12 protein-coding genes and 6 tRNA genes are annotated in these 15,913 nt (G+C 71.1%); 11 read left to right on the plus strand and 7 right to left on the minus strand.

The features are described from left to right. Positions 1-96: 96 nt before the first annotated feature. Together E6R62_RS01745 and bldC are read left to right on the plus strand one after the other, a co-directional pair. Positions 97-951 carry a hypothetical protein gene (locus E6R62_RS01745; RefSeq protein WP_206308616.1) on the plus strand — a complete coding sequence of 285 codons (855 nt, stop codon included), beginning with the start codon at positions 97-99 and terminating at the stop codon, positions 949-951. A gap of 681 nt (positions 952-1,632) precedes the next feature. Beyond that, positions 1,633-1,839, plus strand: coding sequence for a developmental transcriptional regulator BldC (bldC, locus tag E6R62_RS01750; protein WP_003949541.1), 207 nt, complete (start codon positions 1,633-1,635; stop codon positions 1,837-1,839). A 630-nt stretch (positions 1,840-2,469) separates the two neighbouring features. On the opposite strand, the gene E6R62_RS01755 is transcribed toward bldC, so the two are convergent. After that, a tRNA-Asp gene (locus E6R62_RS01755) sits at positions 2,470-2,543 on the minus strand. Positions 2,544-2,613: 70 nt separating this feature from the next. After that, the gene (gene hrpA, locus E6R62_RS01760) at positions 2,614-6,567 is read right to left on the minus strand and encodes an ATP-dependent RNA helicase HrpA (protein WP_136210593.1); all 3,954 of its coding nucleotides are present in this window, start codon (positions 6,565-6,567) and stop codon (positions 2,614-2,616) included. Positions 6,568-6,685: 118 nt separating this feature from the next. Between hrpA and E6R62_RS01765 the strand changes: the two genes are divergently transcribed. From E6R62_RS01765 to E6R62_RS01775, 3 genes are read left to right on the plus strand one after another with little or no spacing between them, the layout of a single operon-like run. Next, positions 6,686-7,054, plus strand: coding sequence for a hypothetical protein (locus tag E6R62_RS01765; RefSeq protein ID WP_206308617.1), 369 nt, complete (start codon positions 6,686-6,688; stop codon positions 7,052-7,054). 58 nt (positions 7,055-7,112) lie between these two features. Next, a complete protein-coding gene (locus E6R62_RS01770) occupies positions 7,113-7,844 on the plus strand; it encodes a thioredoxin domain-containing protein (protein ID WP_136210595.1) in 732 nt (243 codons plus the stop codon). Then, positions 7,841-8,701: a cytochrome c biogenesis CcdA family protein gene (locus E6R62_RS01775; RefSeq protein ID WP_136210597.1), complete on the plus strand. Its 861-nt coding sequence runs from the start codon at positions 7,841-7,843 to the stop codon at positions 8,699-8,701. Before E6R62_RS01770 ends, E6R62_RS01775 begins: the two co-directional genes overlap by 4 nt. Positions 8,702-8,738: 37 nt before the next feature. On the opposite strand, the gene E6R62_RS01780 is transcribed toward E6R62_RS01775, so the two are convergent. The 3 genes from E6R62_RS01780 to E6R62_RS01790 form a co-directional block, all read right to left on the minus strand. Beyond that, positions 8,739-8,815 (minus strand) — tRNA-Phe (locus tag E6R62_RS01780). Between the two features lie 22 nt (positions 8,816-8,837). Next, positions 8,838-8,911 (minus strand) — tRNA-Asp (locus E6R62_RS01785). 38 nt (positions 8,912-8,949) lie between these two features. Further along, positions 8,950-9,022, minus strand: a tRNA-Glu gene (locus E6R62_RS01790). Between the two features lie 111 nt (positions 9,023-9,133). On the opposite strand from E6R62_RS01790, the gene E6R62_RS01795 reads away from it, so the two are divergent. From E6R62_RS01795 to E6R62_RS01805, 3 genes are read left to right on the plus strand one after another with little or no spacing between them, the layout of a single operon-like run. Then, entirely contained in the window at positions 9,134-9,484 is a 351-nt protein-coding gene (locus tag E6R62_RS01795; RefSeq protein WP_206308618.1) for a metallopeptidase family protein, read from the plus strand. Continuing rightward, positions 9,481-9,954, plus strand: a complete 474-nt coding sequence (locus E6R62_RS01800) for a CrcB family protein (RefSeq protein ID WP_136210601.1) — start codon at positions 9,481-9,483, stop codon at positions 9,952-9,954. Before E6R62_RS01795 ends, E6R62_RS01800 begins: the two co-directional genes overlap by 4 nt. Beyond that, entirely contained in the window at positions 9,951-10,325 is a 375-nt protein-coding gene (locus E6R62_RS01805; protein ID WP_136210603.1) for a CrcB family protein, read from the plus strand. The genes E6R62_RS01800 and E6R62_RS01805 overlap by 4 nt, the downstream gene beginning before the upstream one ends. Positions 10,326-10,759: 434 nt before the next feature. Here the strand turns inward: E6R62_RS01805 and E6R62_RS01810 are convergent, their stop codons facing one another. Beyond that, entirely contained in the window at positions 10,760-11,023 is a 264-nt protein-coding gene (locus tag E6R62_RS01810; protein ID WP_136210605.1) for a hypothetical protein, read from the minus strand. 274 nt (positions 11,024-11,297) lie between these two features. On the opposite strand from E6R62_RS01810, the gene E6R62_RS01815 reads away from it, so the two are divergent. Further along, positions 11,298-13,574, plus strand: coding sequence for a DEAD/DEAH box helicase (locus E6R62_RS01815; RefSeq protein WP_240801424.1), 2,277 nt, complete (start codon positions 11,298-11,300; stop codon positions 13,572-13,574). Positions 13,575-13,721: 147 nt separating this feature from the next. Here E6R62_RS01815 and E6R62_RS01820 read toward each other — a convergent pair. After that, positions 13,722-13,794: transfer RNA gene (locus E6R62_RS01820), tRNA-Lys, on the minus strand. A gap of 325 nt (positions 13,795-14,119) precedes the next feature. Here E6R62_RS01820 and E6R62_RS01825 point away from each other — a divergent pair. Further along, positions 14,120-14,193, plus strand: a tRNA-Met gene (locus tag E6R62_RS01825). 265 nt (positions 14,194-14,458) lie between these two features. After that, the gene (locus tag E6R62_RS01830; protein ID WP_240801432.1) at positions 14,459-15,628 is read left to right on the plus strand and encodes a PP2C family protein-serine/threonine phosphatase; all 1,170 of its coding nucleotides are present in this window, start codon (positions 14,459-14,461) and stop codon (positions 15,626-15,628) included. Positions 15,629-15,913 lie beyond the last annotated feature (285 nt).

The raw sequence follows: 15,913 nt of genomic DNA on the forward strand, positions 1-15,913 counted from the left end.
AACTCCCTGTCCGTAGATCGGAACACCTCCGGGTTACCGGCGATGCGGGGACCCTAGTCCGGAGTACGGCCGGGCGGGGCGGGGGAGTACGAGAGCGTGAGCGAATACCCCGACCGCCGACTGCCTTCCGCGCGCACCGGGCCGACCGTCCCGTACGCCTCCTACCTGCGAGTCTACGAGCCGTTGGCCGCCTTCCCCGTGGCCGAACGCGCGCACTGGGCGGGGTACGCCCGGCGCGGGCAAGCCCTCACGGCCCAGGACGAACTGCACAGGTCGCTGGTGGACTTGGTCCGGGTGCCCGTCGTCGGGGTGCCGGCGCAGGAGAGCGGGGACGCCTTCACGGCGGAGCTGGACGGGGCGTTGCTGGTGTGCCCCTGGCGGACCCGGCTGCGCGGCTGGCTGGCGCTGCGGGAACTGGAGGCCGATTTCCCGCGCCCGGTGCTGGACGCGGCCCTGCCCCCGTCGGCCCGGCGCTCGGCGACCGCGGCGTACGAGGCCTGGCGCGAGCGGAACCCGGAGGGGCGCCCCTGGATCCGGACGGCGGTCTGGCAGGTCCCGCTGCGCTGGTTCGTGCTGGTGGCGGACGAGGAGCGGGAGTACCTGCCGGGCGAGCGGCTGCGTTACCGGACGCCGATGGTGCAGGCGCGGCGGCGCCTGGCGCGCGGGTTGCGGACGCTGCGGTCCGCCGAGGGGTACGGGTCGCTCGCGGAGGGGTTGGTGGAGGTCGGCAGTTGGCTGGAGGAGTTCCACCCGCGCTCGATGGTGGAGCTGGACTACGGCGGGCTGCCGCACGCGTTGTCGGAGGCCGGCCTGGCCGGTGACCACTCGGCCCGCGACATGGCGACGGGCCTCGCGGCGCTGCGGGCGGGGGACACGGAGGGCGCGGCCGAGGGGTTCGCGGATCTGGCCGAGCGCTGGAGGGCGGTGCGCGAGCGGCTCTTCGCCAACTAGGACCCGACCGGCGGGTCGCCGGCGCCGCAGGACCGGCCGCGCGCGGGAACGTGGCTCGTGCCCGTTTCCGGGGGGCCGGCGAAGGGCCCCACAGGGCGTCCGGCCCGATCCCGGGGGCGGCATCTGCCGAACCGGCCCGGATTGTCCCTAGCGGAGGCCGCCGGGTCACCCGTATCGTCCGATCGGCCGTAAAACGCAGATCAGAGGCTTGATCGCGGCATTTGGGTCTTTGTTCCAGGACCTACGTCCCGATCCGGGCCATTGACTCAAGCGTGACGGACCGCACTAACCACACCCTTGCGCCCTTCCCCTACCCTCGTGCCAAAATAGGACAAGGAGTCCGGGGAGGGTTCCTTCCACCCAACTTTGGGCGGAATGCTCGGTATTGCACTCTACGGGGGGTCTGACGACTCCTGATCGCTCTGTGACTGATCGTCACAGTGGGGTGACTGTCCGTTATGGGACGGTCCATCGGCTTCCGCCGCTGATGAACACCTCGGAGGGCAATTCCATCGGTTTGGCCGTCAAGGCTGGACAGATGGTGTAGTTGTAGTGCCGAGGACAAGCCGTTCGTCCTATAACCGACTCGGCCTGCGTATGTCCATTTCGGGCAACGTGGGCCAAGGTGCAGAATTTAGAGGAAAGAACCGAGATGGTTCGGTTCTCCCGAGGAGGCCGCTCATGACCGCTCGCACCCCTGATGCCGAGCCGCTGCTGACCCCGGCTGAGGTTGCCACGATGTTCCGCGTGGACCCGAAGACGGTCACCCGCTGGGCCAAGGCTGGCAAGCTCACGTCCATCCGCACCCTGGGTGGACACCGCCGTTATCGCGAGGCTGAGGTCCGCGCACTGCTCGCGGGAATTCCGCAGCAGCGCAGCGAGGCCTGAGGCTCGCGGCACCACCCCATTTTTTTTGGGGACACTCCCGGCTGACGGCCGGGGGAGGGCGTGAACCGGATCCCCCAATCCGAGGAAACCCACAAGGCTTCAAACGGCGGGACCTGCCCCAACAGGTTCTCGTTGTTCGATCGCGCTGGACTCCGCCGGGTCCAGCGCGATCTTTTTTATGCCCGGAAGGGGATTCGAATCGCCGGCGCCCCGGGGTCGTGCCGAGCGGGTGCCATTGCACATATTAAATTGAGTCGGCATATGGGTGCGATAAATGTGGGACTCGCGAAAACTCGTATGGTGACACCCGTCACATCTGATGACTCTGGTGCATCCGGCAATGCGCCCGCAAGGGGACGTGTCGCACCCGCGGTTCACGCGAAGGAGGGATTCGGGAGCGCGCCCGGGTCTTTCCGCCCCCGCTACGCCGCACGCGCCCCAGGAGGACCTGTACGGCCCCGTGGGCGCCCGAGACTCACGGTCGGCCCCCGGGAGCGCCCACGCGGCCGCCGAGGGCGACTCGCGCCGGGACGACCGGACAGGGCACGGGCGCGGCGCACGGCACGCGGCACGCATCCGACAACGCGTCAGGGCCCGCATCCCTGGGGGATGCGGGCCCTGACGTTTCTGCGAACCTGACGGGACTTGAACCCGCGACCTCCACCTTGACAGGGTGGCGAGCTAACCAACTGCTCCACAGGTCCTCGATGCGACCACCCGTCGGGCGGCTGCGAATCAGACTGTACAGCAGCTCAGGGGGTGCAGTCGAACCGATCACGGGGCCGCGGCGTCCACCGCCTTCACGATCCGCTTGTCGGAGATCGGGTACGCCGTGCCGAGCGCGTGCGCGAAGTAGCTGACGCGCAGTTCCTCGATCATCCAGCGGATCTCGGTGACCGCCTCGGGCACCGGGCGGCCCTTCGGCAACTGCTCCAGCAGCCACAGGTACTCGTCCCGCATCTCGTGGACCTTCTCCATGCGGGTCGTGTCCCGCTGGACCCCCGTGGGCATCTGCTGGAGCCGCCGGTCGATCGCCATCAGGTACCGCATCAGGTCGGGCAGCCGCCGCAGCCCCGTCAGCGTCACGAAGCCGGCCGGCATCAACTCGGCCAGTTGCGCCTTCACGTCCTGGACGTTCGCCATCAGAGCCAGGCTGTTGGTCGACTTCACCCGCCGCTCGCAGGCCTGCCAGGCGGCCAGGATCTGCTGCACCTGCCCGACGGTCCGTACGGTCGTGTCCACCAGATCGGCCCGTACCGCGTCGAACAGCTTCCGGAAGCCGGCCTCGTCCCATGCCGGGCCCCCGTGGTCGGCGATCAGCTTGTCCGTCGCGGCCGTCGCGCAGTCGTCGAACAGTGCCTGGATGGAACCGTGCGGGTTGCGCGACAGGGCCAGCTTCTGCTGGTTGGTCAGCTTGTCCGAGGCGAACTTCGCCGGATTGACCGGGATGCCCAGGAGGATCAACTTCCGCGTGCCGAGCCACATCGCGCGCTGCTGCTCGGCCTCGGTGTCGAAGAGCCGTACGGACACGCTCTCGCCGGCGTCCACCAGCGCCGGATACGCCTTCACCGGCTGACCGGCGCGCCGGGTCTCGAAGACCTTGCTGAGCGTGCCGATCGTCCAGTCCGTCAGACCGGTCCGCTCCACCGACTCCCCGCCCGCCCGCTCGGCGGTGGCCGCGGCGGCCTGGGACAGGGCCTGGCGGGCCTTCGGCCGCAACTGGAGGCGCAGCGCCTCCAGGTCCTTGGCCTCGGCCAGCTTCTTGCGCCGCTCGTCGACGATCCGGAAGGTGATCTTCAGGTGGTCCGGGACCCGACCCAGGTCGAAGTCCTCGGCCGAGACCGGCACCCCGACCATCCGGTGCAGCTCGCGCGCCAGTGTCACGTGCAGCGGCTCCTGGAGGGGCCGCGCCGTCGCCAGGAAACGGGCCGCGAAGTTCGGCGCGGGCACGTAGTGGCGGCGGATCGGCTTGGGCAGCGAGCGGATCAACTCGGTGACGACCTCTTCGCGCAGGCCCGGGATCTGCCAGTCGAAGCCCTCGTCGGTGACCTGGTTCAGCACCTGGAGCGGGATGTGCACGGTCACGCCGTCCGCGTCCGCGCCCGGTTCGAACTGGTAGGTCACCCGGAACTTCAGCGGCCCCTGCCGCCAGGTGTCCGGGTAGTCGGCCTTGGTGACCCCGGCCGCCTTCTCGGTCAGCAGCATCTCGCGCTCGAAGTCGAGGAGTTCGGGCTCCTCGCGCTTCTTGTGCTTCCACCAGGAGTCGAAGTGCGCCCCGGAGACCACGTGGTCGGGGATGCGCTGGTCGTAGAAGTCGAACAGGGTCTCGTCGTCCACGACGATGTCCCGGCGCCGGGCCCGGTTCTCCAGCTCCTCCACCTCGGTGAGGAGCTTGCGGTTGTCGGCGTAGAACTTGTGGTGGGTCCGCCAGTCGCCCTCGACCAGCGCGTTGCGGATGAACAGCTCCCGCGAGACCTCGGGATCGATCCGGCCGTAGTTGATCTTGCGCTGGGCGACGATCGGCACGCCGTACAGCGTGACCTTCTCGTACGCCATCACGGCGGCCTGGTCCTTCTCCCAGTGCGGCTCGCTGTACGTGCGCTTGATCAGGTGCTGGGCGAGCGGCTCCACCCACTCCGGCTCCACCTTGGCGTTCACCCGCGCCCAGAGCCGCGACGTCTCGACCAGCTCCGCCGACATCAGGAACCTCGGCTGTTTCTTGAACAGCGCCGAGCCCGGGAAGACGGCGAACTTGGCACCCCGGGCACCGAGGTACTCGTTCTTGTCGGTGTCCTTGAGCCCGATGTGCGAGAGCAGTCCCGCCAGCAGCGAGACGTGGACGTTCTGTTCGGGGGCGTCGGCGTCGTTGACGTGGATGCCCATCGTCTTGGCGACCGTACGCAGCTGCGAGTAGATGTCCTGCCACTCGCGGATGCGCAGGAAGTTCAGGTACTCCTGCTTGCACATCCGGCGGAAGGACGACGAGCCGCGCTCCTTCTGCTGCTCGCGGACGTAGCGCCACATGTTCAGGAACGACAGGAAGTCGCTCGTCTCGTCCTTGAAGCGGGCGTGGTTCTGGTCCGCCTGCGTCTGCTTGTCGGAGGGCCGCTCGCGCGGGTCCTGGATGGACAGGGCCGCCGCGATCACCATGACCTCGCGGACGCAGTTGTTCTTGTCCGCCTCGACGACCATGCGCGCCAGGCGCGGGTCGACCGGGAGCTGGGAGAGCTGGCGGCCCATCGGCGTGAGCCGCTTGCGGGCGTCCTTCTCGGACGGGTCCAGCGCGCCGAGTTCCTGGAGGAGCTGCACGCCGTCGCGGATGTTGCGGTGGTCCGGCGGGTCGATGAAGGGGAACTTCTCGATCTCGCCGAGGCCGGCCGCGGTCATCTGCAGGATGACGGAGGCCAGGTTGGTGCGCAGGATCTCGGCGTCCGTGAACTCCGGGCGGGCCTCGAAATCGTCCTCGGAGTAGAGCCGGATGCAGATGCCGTCGCTGGTACGGCCGCAGCGGCCCTTGCGCTGGTTGGCGCTGGCCTGCGAGATCCGCTCGATGGGCAGCCGCTGCACCTTGGTGCGGTGGCTGTAGCGGGAGATCCGCGCGGTGCCCGGGTCGATCACGTACTTGATGCCGGGCACGGTCAGCGAGGTCTCGGCGACGTTCGTGGCCAGGACGATCCGGCGGCCCGTGTGCTGCTGGAAGACGCGGTGCTGCTCGGCGTGCGAGAGGCGGGCGTAGAGGGGGAGGACCTCGGTGCCGTGCCCGGGAGCGGCTCCGCCGCGGGGAAGGAGCCGTTTGTTCAGGGCGTCCGCCGTGTCGCGGATCTCCCGCTCGCCGGAGAGGAACACCAGGATGTCGCCCGGGCCCTCCGCCTGGAGTTCGTCCACGGCCTCGCAGATCGCGGTGATCTGGTCGCGGTCGGCGTCCTCGTCCTCGGTTCCCCCTTCGAGCAGGGGCCGGTAGCGCACCTCCACCGGATACGTCCGACCGCTGACCTCGACGATCGGCGCGTCCCCGAAGTGCCGGGAGAACCGCTGCGGATCGATGGTCGCCGAAGTGATCACGACCTTGAGGTCGGGGCGCTTCGGCAGCAGCTGGGAGAGGTAGCCCAGCAGGAAGTCGATGTTCAGGGACCGCTCGTGCGCCTCGTCGATGATGATCGTGTCGTAGGCGCGCAGCTCACGGTCCGTCTGGATCTCGGCGAGCAGGATGCCGTCCGTCATCAGCTTCACGAACGTGGCGTCCTGGTCGACCTGGTCGGTGAACCGGACCTTCCAGCCGACGGTCTGCCCGATCTCGGACTTCAGCTCCTCGGCGATGCGCTCCGCGACCGTGCGGGCGGCGATCCGGCGGGGCTGGGTGTGGCCGATCATGCCCCGTACGCCGCGGCCGAGCTCCATGCAGATCTTGGGGATCTGCGTGGTCTTGCCGGAGCCGGTCTCGCCGGCGACGATCACGACCTGGTGGTCGCGTATCGCCTCGGCGATCTCGTCCTTCTTCTGGCTGACGGGCAGGTTCTCGGGATACGTGACCATAGGTCTGCGCGAGGCGCGGCCGGCCAGACGCGCGGCGGCCTTCTCGGCCTCCGCGGCGATCTCGTCGAGCACGGCCTGCTTGGCCTCGGGCTTGCGGATACGGCGGGCGCCTTCGAGGCGGCGGCCGAGGCGGTGCGCGTCACGGAGGGAGATCTCACCGAGAAGCGTCTGCAGGGCGGCGAAGGAAGTAGACATACCTGATCGAGGATCTCACCCGGGAGCGTCGGGTGGCGAACGCATTTGTCGCACCTACCCGTACCATTTCGGGACGAGATCACCTTAAACCGCCCGTCCTGTGAGTGAGAGGCCCGCCATGTCCCGCGCCCGTGGAGTGTGGTGGCTGCTGCTCGGCGCCGTCCTCGCGGTGCTGTCGGCGGGCCCGGTCCAGGCGGCGCCCGCGGCACCGGGGGCTCCCGGTGTGGCCGGCGTGGCCTCCGCGGCGGCCGAGGCCACCGCGGTGGCGTACGAGGGGCAGGGCCCGGCCTGCTCGCCCGGCTCCGGCAACCACGGTCAGGCCCCGGCGGTGCCGCCGCGCGACGGACGCGACCACGCCTGCGTCCCGGCCGGGCGGCTCCCCGCCGAGCCGGACCCGGGCGGCCGGACCGCGCCGGCGGGGGTGCGCGTACGCGGGCCGGACCGCCCGGCACCGGGACCACTGGAGCTGTCCGTGATGCGGGTGTAGCGGACCGGCCTTCCCGCCGGTCCCTCACCCTCCCGCATCACCGCTCTGGAGCACCCGTATGCCTTCCGCCCCCTCCCGCAAGCCCCTGCTGTACTCCGCCGGGGCCGCCCTCGCCGCGATCACCCTCGGGGTGGTGTCCTGGCAGGCCGCCGAGTCCCGGGACCGGCCCGTCGCCCCCTCCTCTTCCTCCTCGGCGGCTTCCGCACCCGAGGCCGCCGAAGCCCCGGACCCGCTCGCGGCCCTCGCCCGCCGCGACCCCGACGACAAGACCGCAGTCGGACGCGCCGACGCGCCCGTGGTGCTGATCGAGTACTCCGACTTCAAGTGCGGCTACTGCGGCAAGTTCGCCCGCGACACCGAACCCGCGCTGATCCGCGAGTACGTGGCGGACGGCACCCTGCGCATCGAGTGGCGGGGCTTCCCGATCTTCGGAGCCGAGTCCGAGGCCGCCGCGAAGGCGGCCTGGGCCGCCGGCCGCCAGGACCGGTTCGCACCGTTCCACGCGGCCGCCTACGCCGACGGGGCCAAGGAGAAGGGCTTCGGCGAGGAACGCCTGGTCGAACTGGCGCGACAGGCCGGGGTGCCCGATCTCGACCGCTTCCGCCGGGACATGGCCGGTCCGGGGGTTTCGGCCGCCCTGCGGAAGGACCAGGAGGAGGGCTACCGCATCGGGGTGACCTCCACCCCGTCCTTCCTGATCAACGGAGAGCCGCTGGCCGGCGCGCAACCGCTCGACGCCTTCGAAGCCGCGATCGCCCGGGCCAAGACGTCCGCGAAGGCCCCGAAGTGAACGGCATCGGATACCTCGCCGCCCTGCTGGGCGGCCTGCTGGCGCTGCTCAGCCCGTGCAGCGCGCTGCTGCTGCCCGCCTTCTTCGCGTACTCGATCGATTCCGCCTCCCGGCTGCTCGCCCGGACCGGGATCTTCTACGCGGGCCTCGCGAGCACCCTCGTACCGCTGGGCGCGGCCGGTTCGTACGCGGGCCGGTTCTTCCACGGCCACCGGGACGCGCTCGTCCTGGTGGGCGGCTGGCTGATCATCGCGCTCGGTCTCGCCCAGATCCTCGGCCTGGGCTTCGCCTCCAAACGGGCCGCGGAACTCTCGGGCCGGATCCGTCCGACCACCGCCTTGTCGGTGTACGCGCTGGGCGCGCTCTACGGGCTGGCCGGATTCTGCGCCGGGCCGATCCTGGGCAGCGTGCTGACGGTGGCGGCGGTCGGCGGCAGCCCGGTCTACGGCGGGCTGCTGCTGGCGGTGTACGCGCTGGGGATGGCCGTACCGCTGTTCCTGCTGGCGCTGCTGTGGGAGCGCTTCGACCTGGGCGGGCGGCGCCTGCTGCGCGGCCGGGCCGTCCGGGTCGGCCGGTACGGGTTCCACACCACCTCGCTGCTCTCCGGCCTGTTCTTCGTCACCCTGGGCGCGCTGTTCCTGCTCTACGACGGCGCGAGCGCCCTGCCCGGGCTGCTGGACGTGGACGACTCGTTCGCCGTGGAGCGGTGGGTGCGGTCGGTGGCGCAGGCCGTACCGGACTGGGCGGTACTGGCGCTGGTCGCCGTGGGAGCACCCGTCGTGGGCGTGACGCGGTGGCGCCGCAAGACCCGGGAGGCGACCGCTGCGGACACGACCGCTCCCGAGCGGGCCGGCTAACGCGAGAAGGCCCCGTCCGATGGACGGGGCCTTCCTGTGGTGGCTGGGGCCGGGGTCGAACCGGCGACCTATCGCTTTTCAGGCGATCGCTCGTACCAACTGAGCTACCCAGCCACGAGACTGTTTCCAGCCTCAGCGATCCTGACGGGACTTGAACCCGCGACCTCCACCTTGACAGGGTGGCGAGCTAACCAACTGCTCCACAGGACCTGGTTTGTGCAAGAACAAGTCTTGCACATGGTGTTGCGTACCCCCAACGGGATTCGAACCCGTGCTACCGCCTTGAAAGGGCGGCGTCCTGGGCCACTAGACGATGAGGGCTAAAGGCCCGCCGGGCACTTTTCAGCGCGTCGGGGACGTGAGAAGCATATGGGATGTCGGGACCTATCGCCAAAACGGTTTCCGCGAGTGTCCCGGAGGGACAATGACCGGGTGCTGGAGATGACGCGCGAGGAGTTCGAGGAACTCGTCGCAGAGGCCCTGGACCGGATCCCGCCGGAGCTCACCCGACTGATGGACAACGTGGCGGTCTTCGTCGAGGACGAGCCGCCCGCGGAGGACCCGGAGCTGCTCGGTCTCTACGAGGGCACGCCCCTGACCGACCGCGGCGAGTGGTACGCCGGGGTCCTCCCCGACCGGATCACCATCTACCGCAACCCCACGTTGCGCATGTGCGAGGACCGGGAGAGCGTGGTCGCGGAGACGGAGGTCACGGTCGTGCACGAGATCGCCCACCACTTCGGGATCGACGACGAGCGACTCCACGACCTGGGCTACGGATGACCCGGCCGGTCCGCGGCGCGGAGGCGATCGACCCGGACGTCGACCTCCATGTGCCGCAGCAACGCGCCGAACCACGGGGGCGGGTGCTCGCCGCCGTCGCGGCGGGCGGGGCCGTGGGCGCGTCGGCGCGGTACGGCCTCGCCGTGCTCTGGCCGGTGGGGCCCGGCACCTTCCCGTGGGCGACCTTCTGGACGAACGTGGTCGGCTGCGCGCTGATCGGCGTCCTCATGGTGCTCATCAGCGAAGGCGGCCGGACGGCGCCGCACCCGCTGGTCCGGCCGTTCGTGGGGGTGGGCGTGTTGGGCGGTTTCACCACCTTCTCCACCTACGCGGTCGACTTCTCGCGGCTGCTGGACGAGGGCGCGGCCGCCACCGCGCTCGGGTACGCCGCGCTGACGGTGATCGCCGCGCTGGGAGCGGTCTGGGCGGCGGCGACCGCGACCCGCCGCGCGGTGCGGGGGCGCGGGTGAACTGGCTGCTCGTGATCGCGGGCGCGGTGGTCGGGGCGCCGCTGCGCTACCTCACCGACCGGGCGGTACAGGCCCGGCACGACTCGGTCTTCCCCTGGGGAACCTTCGTGGTGAACGCCGTCGCCTGCCTGGTGCTGGGCCTGCTGACGGGGGCGCTGCTCGTCGGTGCGGCGCCCTCGCGGCTCGGTCCGCTGCTCGGGACGGGGCTGTGCGGGGCGCTCAGCACGTACTCGACGTTCTCGTACGAGACGCTGCGGCTGGCCGAGCGTGGCTGGGGTTTCCTGGCCGTCGCCAACGTGCTGGCCTCGGTGCTGGTCGGGCTGGGCTCCGTACACCTCGGGTCCGAGGTAGCGCGAGCGCTGTTCGCCTGAGGGCGTGTCTCTTACGGGGTAAAGGGAGTTGGGCACATTGACCCGCCCGGTGCGGGCCGCGCTCCCCGTCCCCTTCCGGAGGTGCCACCCGTGCGCCAGTTGTCCGCTTCCCTCAGACTGGCCGCTGCCGCGCTCGCGGTCGCGGCGTCTGCCGGCTGCATGAGCGTCGGCGAGGACGCAGCCAAGCCCGGTCCCTCCTCCTCGGTGGGCGGCAAGGACGCCGCCGCGGCCGTCGGGGGCGGCACTTCCGGCCGGGGGTCGGGGGTGCACGGTGACGGCCACGGCGCGAAGGACGCGTCCGGCAACCCGTCCGGCAAGCCCGGGGAGGCCGGCAAGGCCGGTGGTGGGGCGGGTGCCTCGCCGAGCCCGGGCGCACCGGCCGGGCGGCCCGGTGTCCCCTCGCCGTCGGCCGGGCCGGGTGGCGGGGCGGGCGGTCAGGGGTCCCAGGTGCCCTCGGGCGGTGGGTCCGGGGCCGGTGGTGGTTCCGGTTCCGGAGGGTCCGGCTCGGGCTCCGGGTCCGGGTCCGGCTCGGGTTCCGGGTCGGGGTCGGGCTCCGGCGGGCCCGTCGCATCGCCCACCACCCAGCCGCCCACCCAGCCGCCTGTGACGGAACCCACGCCGACGCCCACCACCCCGCCCCAGCCCGAACCGAGCACCCCCGCGGGGGCGTAGGAACGGTTCGGCGGCCTCTCACGCACCGCCGCACGCACTCCACCCCCGGACATCGCCGCAGGTCAGAACCTTTCTTTGGGCGGAACTTGCCAGACCCCGGGGAGGGTGCGTATGGTTATAGATCGTTTGATCCCATTGCCCGGCGCCGAATCCGAAGAGCGCCGTGTGGCGCGTACTCTCCCTAGCCGTGGCTGACCGCATTGAGGCGGTCGATTTGCGATTCACGGAGTTTGGGCGCGTGCCGAGACTCCGGAAGGTTTCGCATTTCGCATGTCCATTTCCAGTTCTGACCGTGCCGTCATGCCCGAGAACGACTCCAACGAGATCGTCGACGCCGTTGAGGCCCTTGTGGTCACCGAGGCCATCGAGGCCGCCGAGGCGAACGACATCATCGAGGCTCTTGAGGCCGATGTGACGACCGACCAGTCCACCGACACCGCCTCCGACGAGGCCGACGCCGAGCCCGGCATCACCTTCGGCGACCTCGGTCTGCCCGAGGGCATCGTGCGCAAGCTCGCCCAGAACGGTGTCACCGCCCCCTTCCCGATCCAGGCCGCGACCATCCCGGACGCCCTGGCCGGCAAGGACATCCTCGGCCGTGGCCGCACCGGCTCCGGCAAGACCCTCTCCTTCGGTCTGCCGACCCTGGCCTCGCTGGCCGGCGGCCACACCGAGAAGAAGAAGCCCCGCGCGATCATCCTCACGCCGACGCGTGAACTCGCGATGCAGGTCGCGGACGCCCTCCAGCCCTACGGCGACGTCCTCGGCCTGAAGATGAAGGTCGTCTGCGGCGGTACCTCCATGGGCAACCAGATCTACGCCCTGGAGCGCGGTGTCGACGTCCTCGTCGCCACCCCCGGCCGCCTGCGCGACATCATCAACCGCGGCGCCTGCTCCCTGGAGAACGTCAAGATCGCGGTCCTCGACGAGGCCGACCAGATGGCCGACCTGGGCTTCCTGCCCGAGGTCACCGAGCTGCTCGACCAGATCCCCGGCGGCGGCCAGCGCATGCTCTTCTCCGCCACCATGGAGAACGAGATCGGCACCCTGGTCAAGCGCTACCTGTCCAACCCCGTCACGCACGAGGTCGACAGCGCCCAGGGCAACGTCACGACCATGACGCACCACGTGCTCGTCGTGAAGCCGAAGGACAAGGCGCCGGTCACGGCTGCCATCGCCGCCCGCAAGGGCCGCACCATCATCTTCGTCCGCACCCAGCTGGGCGCCGACCGGATCGCCGAGCAGCTCATCGAGTCCGGAGTGAAGGCCGACGCGCTGCACGGCGGCATGACGCAGGGTGCCCGCACCCGCGTCCTCGCCGACTTCAAGGACGGCTACGTCAACGCGCTCGTCGCCACCGACGTCGCCGCCCGCGGCATCCACGTCGACGGCATCGACCTGGTCCTGAACGTGGACCCGGCCGGTGACCACAAGGACTACCTGCACCGCTCGGGCCGTACCGCCCGCGCCGGCAAGTCCGGTGTCGTCGTGTCGCTGGCGCTCCCGCACCAGCGCCGCCAGATCTTCCGCCTGATGGAGGACGCGGGCGTCGACGCCTCGCGCCACATCGTCCAGGGCGTCGGCGCCTTCGACCCCGAGGTCGCCGAGATCACCGGTGCGCGTTCGCTGACGCAGGTCCAGGCCGACTCCGCGAACAACGCCGCCAAGCAGGCCGAGCGCGAGGTCGCCGACCTCACCAAGCAGCTGGAGCGCGCGACCCGTCGCGCCGCCGAGCTGCGCGAGGAGGCCGACCGCCTCGTCGCCCGTTCCGCCCGTGAGCGCGGCGAGGACCCGGAGGCCGCTGTCGCCGAGGTGGCCGAGGCCGCTGTCGCCGAGGTCGCGGCCGCCGTCGCGGCCGAGCCGGTCGTCGAGGAGCGCCCGGCCTTCCAGAGCCGTGACGAGCGTGGCAACTACGAGCGTCGCGACAACCGTCGTGACGACCGCGGTGGTGACCGTGGCGGTGACCGTGGCGGCTTCCGTCGCGACGACCGCCCCTCCGGTGGCTTCCGTCGTGACGACCGGGGTGGCGACAACCGTGGCGGTGGCTTCCGTCGCGACGACCGTCCCTCGGGTGGGTTCAACCGTGACGACCGCGGTGGCGACCGTGGCGGCTTCCGTCGCGACGACCGCCCCTCCGGTGGGTTCCGCTCCGGCGGCGACCGTCCGTCCGGTGGTGGCTTCCGTCGCGACGACCGTCCCTCGGGTGGGTTCAACCGTGACGACCGCGGTGGCGACCGTGGCGGCTTCCGCTCCGGCGGCGACCGTCCGACCGGTGGCTTCCGTCGTGACGACCGGGGTGGTGACAACCGTGGTGGTGGCTTCCGTCGCGACGACCGTCCCTCGGGTGGGTTCAACCGTGACGACCGCGGTGGCGACCGTGGCGGCTTCCGTCGCGACGACCGCCCGACCGGTGGGTTCCGCTCCGGCGGCGACCGTCCGTCCGGTGGTGGCTTCCGTTCCGGTGGCGGCGACCGCCCCTACGGCCGTCGTGACGACAACCGCCCCTCCGGCTCCGGTTCCACCGGCTCCTTCGGCGGCCGTCGTGACGACAAGCCGCGCTGGAAGCGCAACGGCTGACGGCTGAACGCCCTCTGACGAAGACTCGGCCCCCACGGCACTCCGGTGCGGTGGGGGCCGAGCCCGTTCCCGGCCCCGGCCCGGTCGGCCATGGGGACGACGAACGCCCCGCCCGGTTTCCACCGGACGGGGCGCTGCGTGGAGCAGTAGGCCATGTCGGACTCGAACCGACAACCAACGGATTAAAAGTCCGCTGCTCTGCCAATTGAGCTAATGGCCCTCGGCGTGCTCACCCCAGAGCATAGCCGCAGAGGGGCGCAAGGCCGATCGGGTATCGACCGGAACGGACCCGGCTGTTTCCGGCCGGGGGCGTCGACGGGTGCGGCGGGGGCGGTGATCGCGCCTCCGGGGGCGGCAACTTCCACCGGTCGGCCCGGTGTTCAGCCCTGTCGCGTGTCGTGCCGGGTGGGGGCGTCCGGCGGCGGGAACTGCTCTGCGGAACCTTTCTGCGCGGCCCTGACCTGCGGTTATGGCTGGTTGAGGGAGGTTCGGGAGGTTAATTGGCAAGAGCCGTCCCCCGAATGACGTAGAGTTGTGTTTACCGACGCGGGGTGGAGCAGCTCGGTAGCTCGCTGGGCTCATAACCCAGAGGTCGTAGGTTCAAATCCTGCCCCCGCTACTCAGTACGAAGGCCCGGTTCCCCTTGGGGAGCCGGGCCTTCGTCGTAACCGGGCCCCGTTCCCGGCCCCCGGGTGTCCGTCACCGGCGTCCGTGCAGGTGTCCCTCGGCCTCTTCCGCGTGGCCGGCGCCGCTGCCGCCGTCGACGCCGTCACCCGGACGGCCTCTGCCGGGTCGCCGTACGGGCCCGGCCGGCGGGAGCCTTGGGGGGCGAGGCGGCGGTGTGCCCGCACCCCGCGAGGGACCTGGCGGCAGGAGACAGCGTGGTGGGCCGGAGCCGGCAGGGCAGCGACGAGCTCGGGACGGGCGGCGGCGACGGCGTGGCCCGGCGGGTGGTCCGGTCGCTGCCGTTCCTCCTGATCGTCCTGGGCTTCGTCTTCGACCTGGCGTCACCACCAAGCTACACGGGCTCACCGTTCTTCTCCGCCGCTCCCCTGATCGCCGCGCCGCTCTACTCGTTCCGGGCGACCGCGCTGACCGGTTGTGCCGCCTCGCTCGCTGTGGTCGTCCTGCGCGCGTACGCCGACACGGGACGGCGGGCCGAGGCGCTGACGGAGCTGGCCACAGTGGTCACCGTGTCCGGCATGGCGCTGTTGATCAACCGGGTCGTGCGGCGCAGCGGGGAGCGGCTCGCCTCGGCGCGCGAGATCGCCGAGGCCGCCCAACGCGCGGTGCTGCCCACGCCGGCCGAGCGGATCGGGGGGTTGCAGGTCGCCGCCCGGTACGAGGCCGCGCGGGCCGACGCCTTCATCGGTGGGGACCTCTACGCCGTGCAGGACACCCCGTACGGGGTGCGGTTGGTGGTGGGTGACGTACGGGGAAAGGGGCTGGGGGCCGTGGAGGCCGTCGCGGTCGTGCTCGGCGCCTTCCGGGAGGCGGCGGAGACCGAGCCGACGCTGGAGGCGCTCGCACAGCGGCTGGAGCGCGCCCTGGCCCGGGAGGGAGTGCGGCGGGACACCCTCGACGCGGTGGAGGGGTTCACGACCTGTGTACTGGTCGAGGTCCCGGCGGGCAGGGAGGCGCTGCGGATCGTCAACCGCGGCCACCCCGAGCCGCTGCTGCTCTATCCCGACGGCCGTCTGGAGGTGTTGGCGCCGAGCGAACCCGCGCTGCCGCTGGGGATGGGCGAGTTGGGGGCGTGGCCCGACCGGGCGGAGGAAGGGCCGTTCCCGGCGGGCAGCACGCTGCTGCTGTACACGGACGGGCTGACGGAGGCGCGGGACGCGGCGGGGGAGTTCTACGATCCGGCGGCCCGGCTCGCCGGGCGGATCTTCCCGGGGCCGGACGCGTTGCTGGACGCGTTGGCGGGCGATGTGCGCAGGCACACGGGTGGCGGAGCCACGGACGACATGGCGCTGTTGGCCGTGGGCCGTCCGGCGCGGGGGCAGCCGGACCGCCGCCGCACGGTGCCGGTGGTGCGGCGCGGCGGAACGTAGGCCCCGAGGGCCCGCCCCTGCGGGGACCGCCCACATCGGATCGGCCTCCGGTCACCCGATGTAATCGATCGGCGCCCTTGCGTGAGGTGGGGTGGCGGGAGGGGCGGTTCGGCCGGCGTGGCGTGAAATAGGCGCTCCTAGGTCACGGTTCGCCCGTTATGGCGGTCAATAGCCGCAATGTTCCGGCCAAAGCTGTGCGAGGGGTGGCCGATTGGGGTTAACGATCAATCGCCACAGCTTGGAATCACTCCCCCGCGTCTATTACCGTTCGATAACGCAGCGCGG

Source organism: Streptomyces sp. A1136 (assembly GCF_004795055.1).
Classification (GTDB): domain Bacteria; phylum Actinomycetota; class Actinomycetes; order Streptomycetales; family Streptomycetaceae; genus Streptomyces.

Coding starts and splice junctions, on each gene's coding strand:
- E6R62_RS01815 (WP_240801424.1), top strand. CDS start 11,298: ATGCCCGAGAACGACTCCAACGAGATCGTCGACGCCGTTGAGGCCCTT.
- hrpA (WP_136210593.1), bottom strand. CDS start 6,567: ATGTCTACTTCCTTCGCCGCCCTGCAGACGCTTCTCGGTGAGATCTCC.
- E6R62_RS01800 (WP_136210601.1), top strand. CDS start 9,481: ATGACCCGGCCGGTCCGCGGCGCGGAGGCGATCGACCCGGACGTCGAC.
- E6R62_RS01770 (WP_136210595.1), top strand. CDS start 7,113: ATGCCTTCCGCCCCCTCCCGCAAGCCCCTGCTGTACTCCGCCGGGGCC.
- E6R62_RS01765 (WP_206308617.1), top strand. CDS start 6,686: ATGTCCCGCGCCCGTGGAGTGTGGTGGCTGCTGCTCGGCGCCGTCCTC.
- bldC (WP_003949541.1), top strand. CDS start 1,633: ATGACCGCTCGCACCCCTGATGCCGAGCCGCTGCTGACCCCGGCTGAG.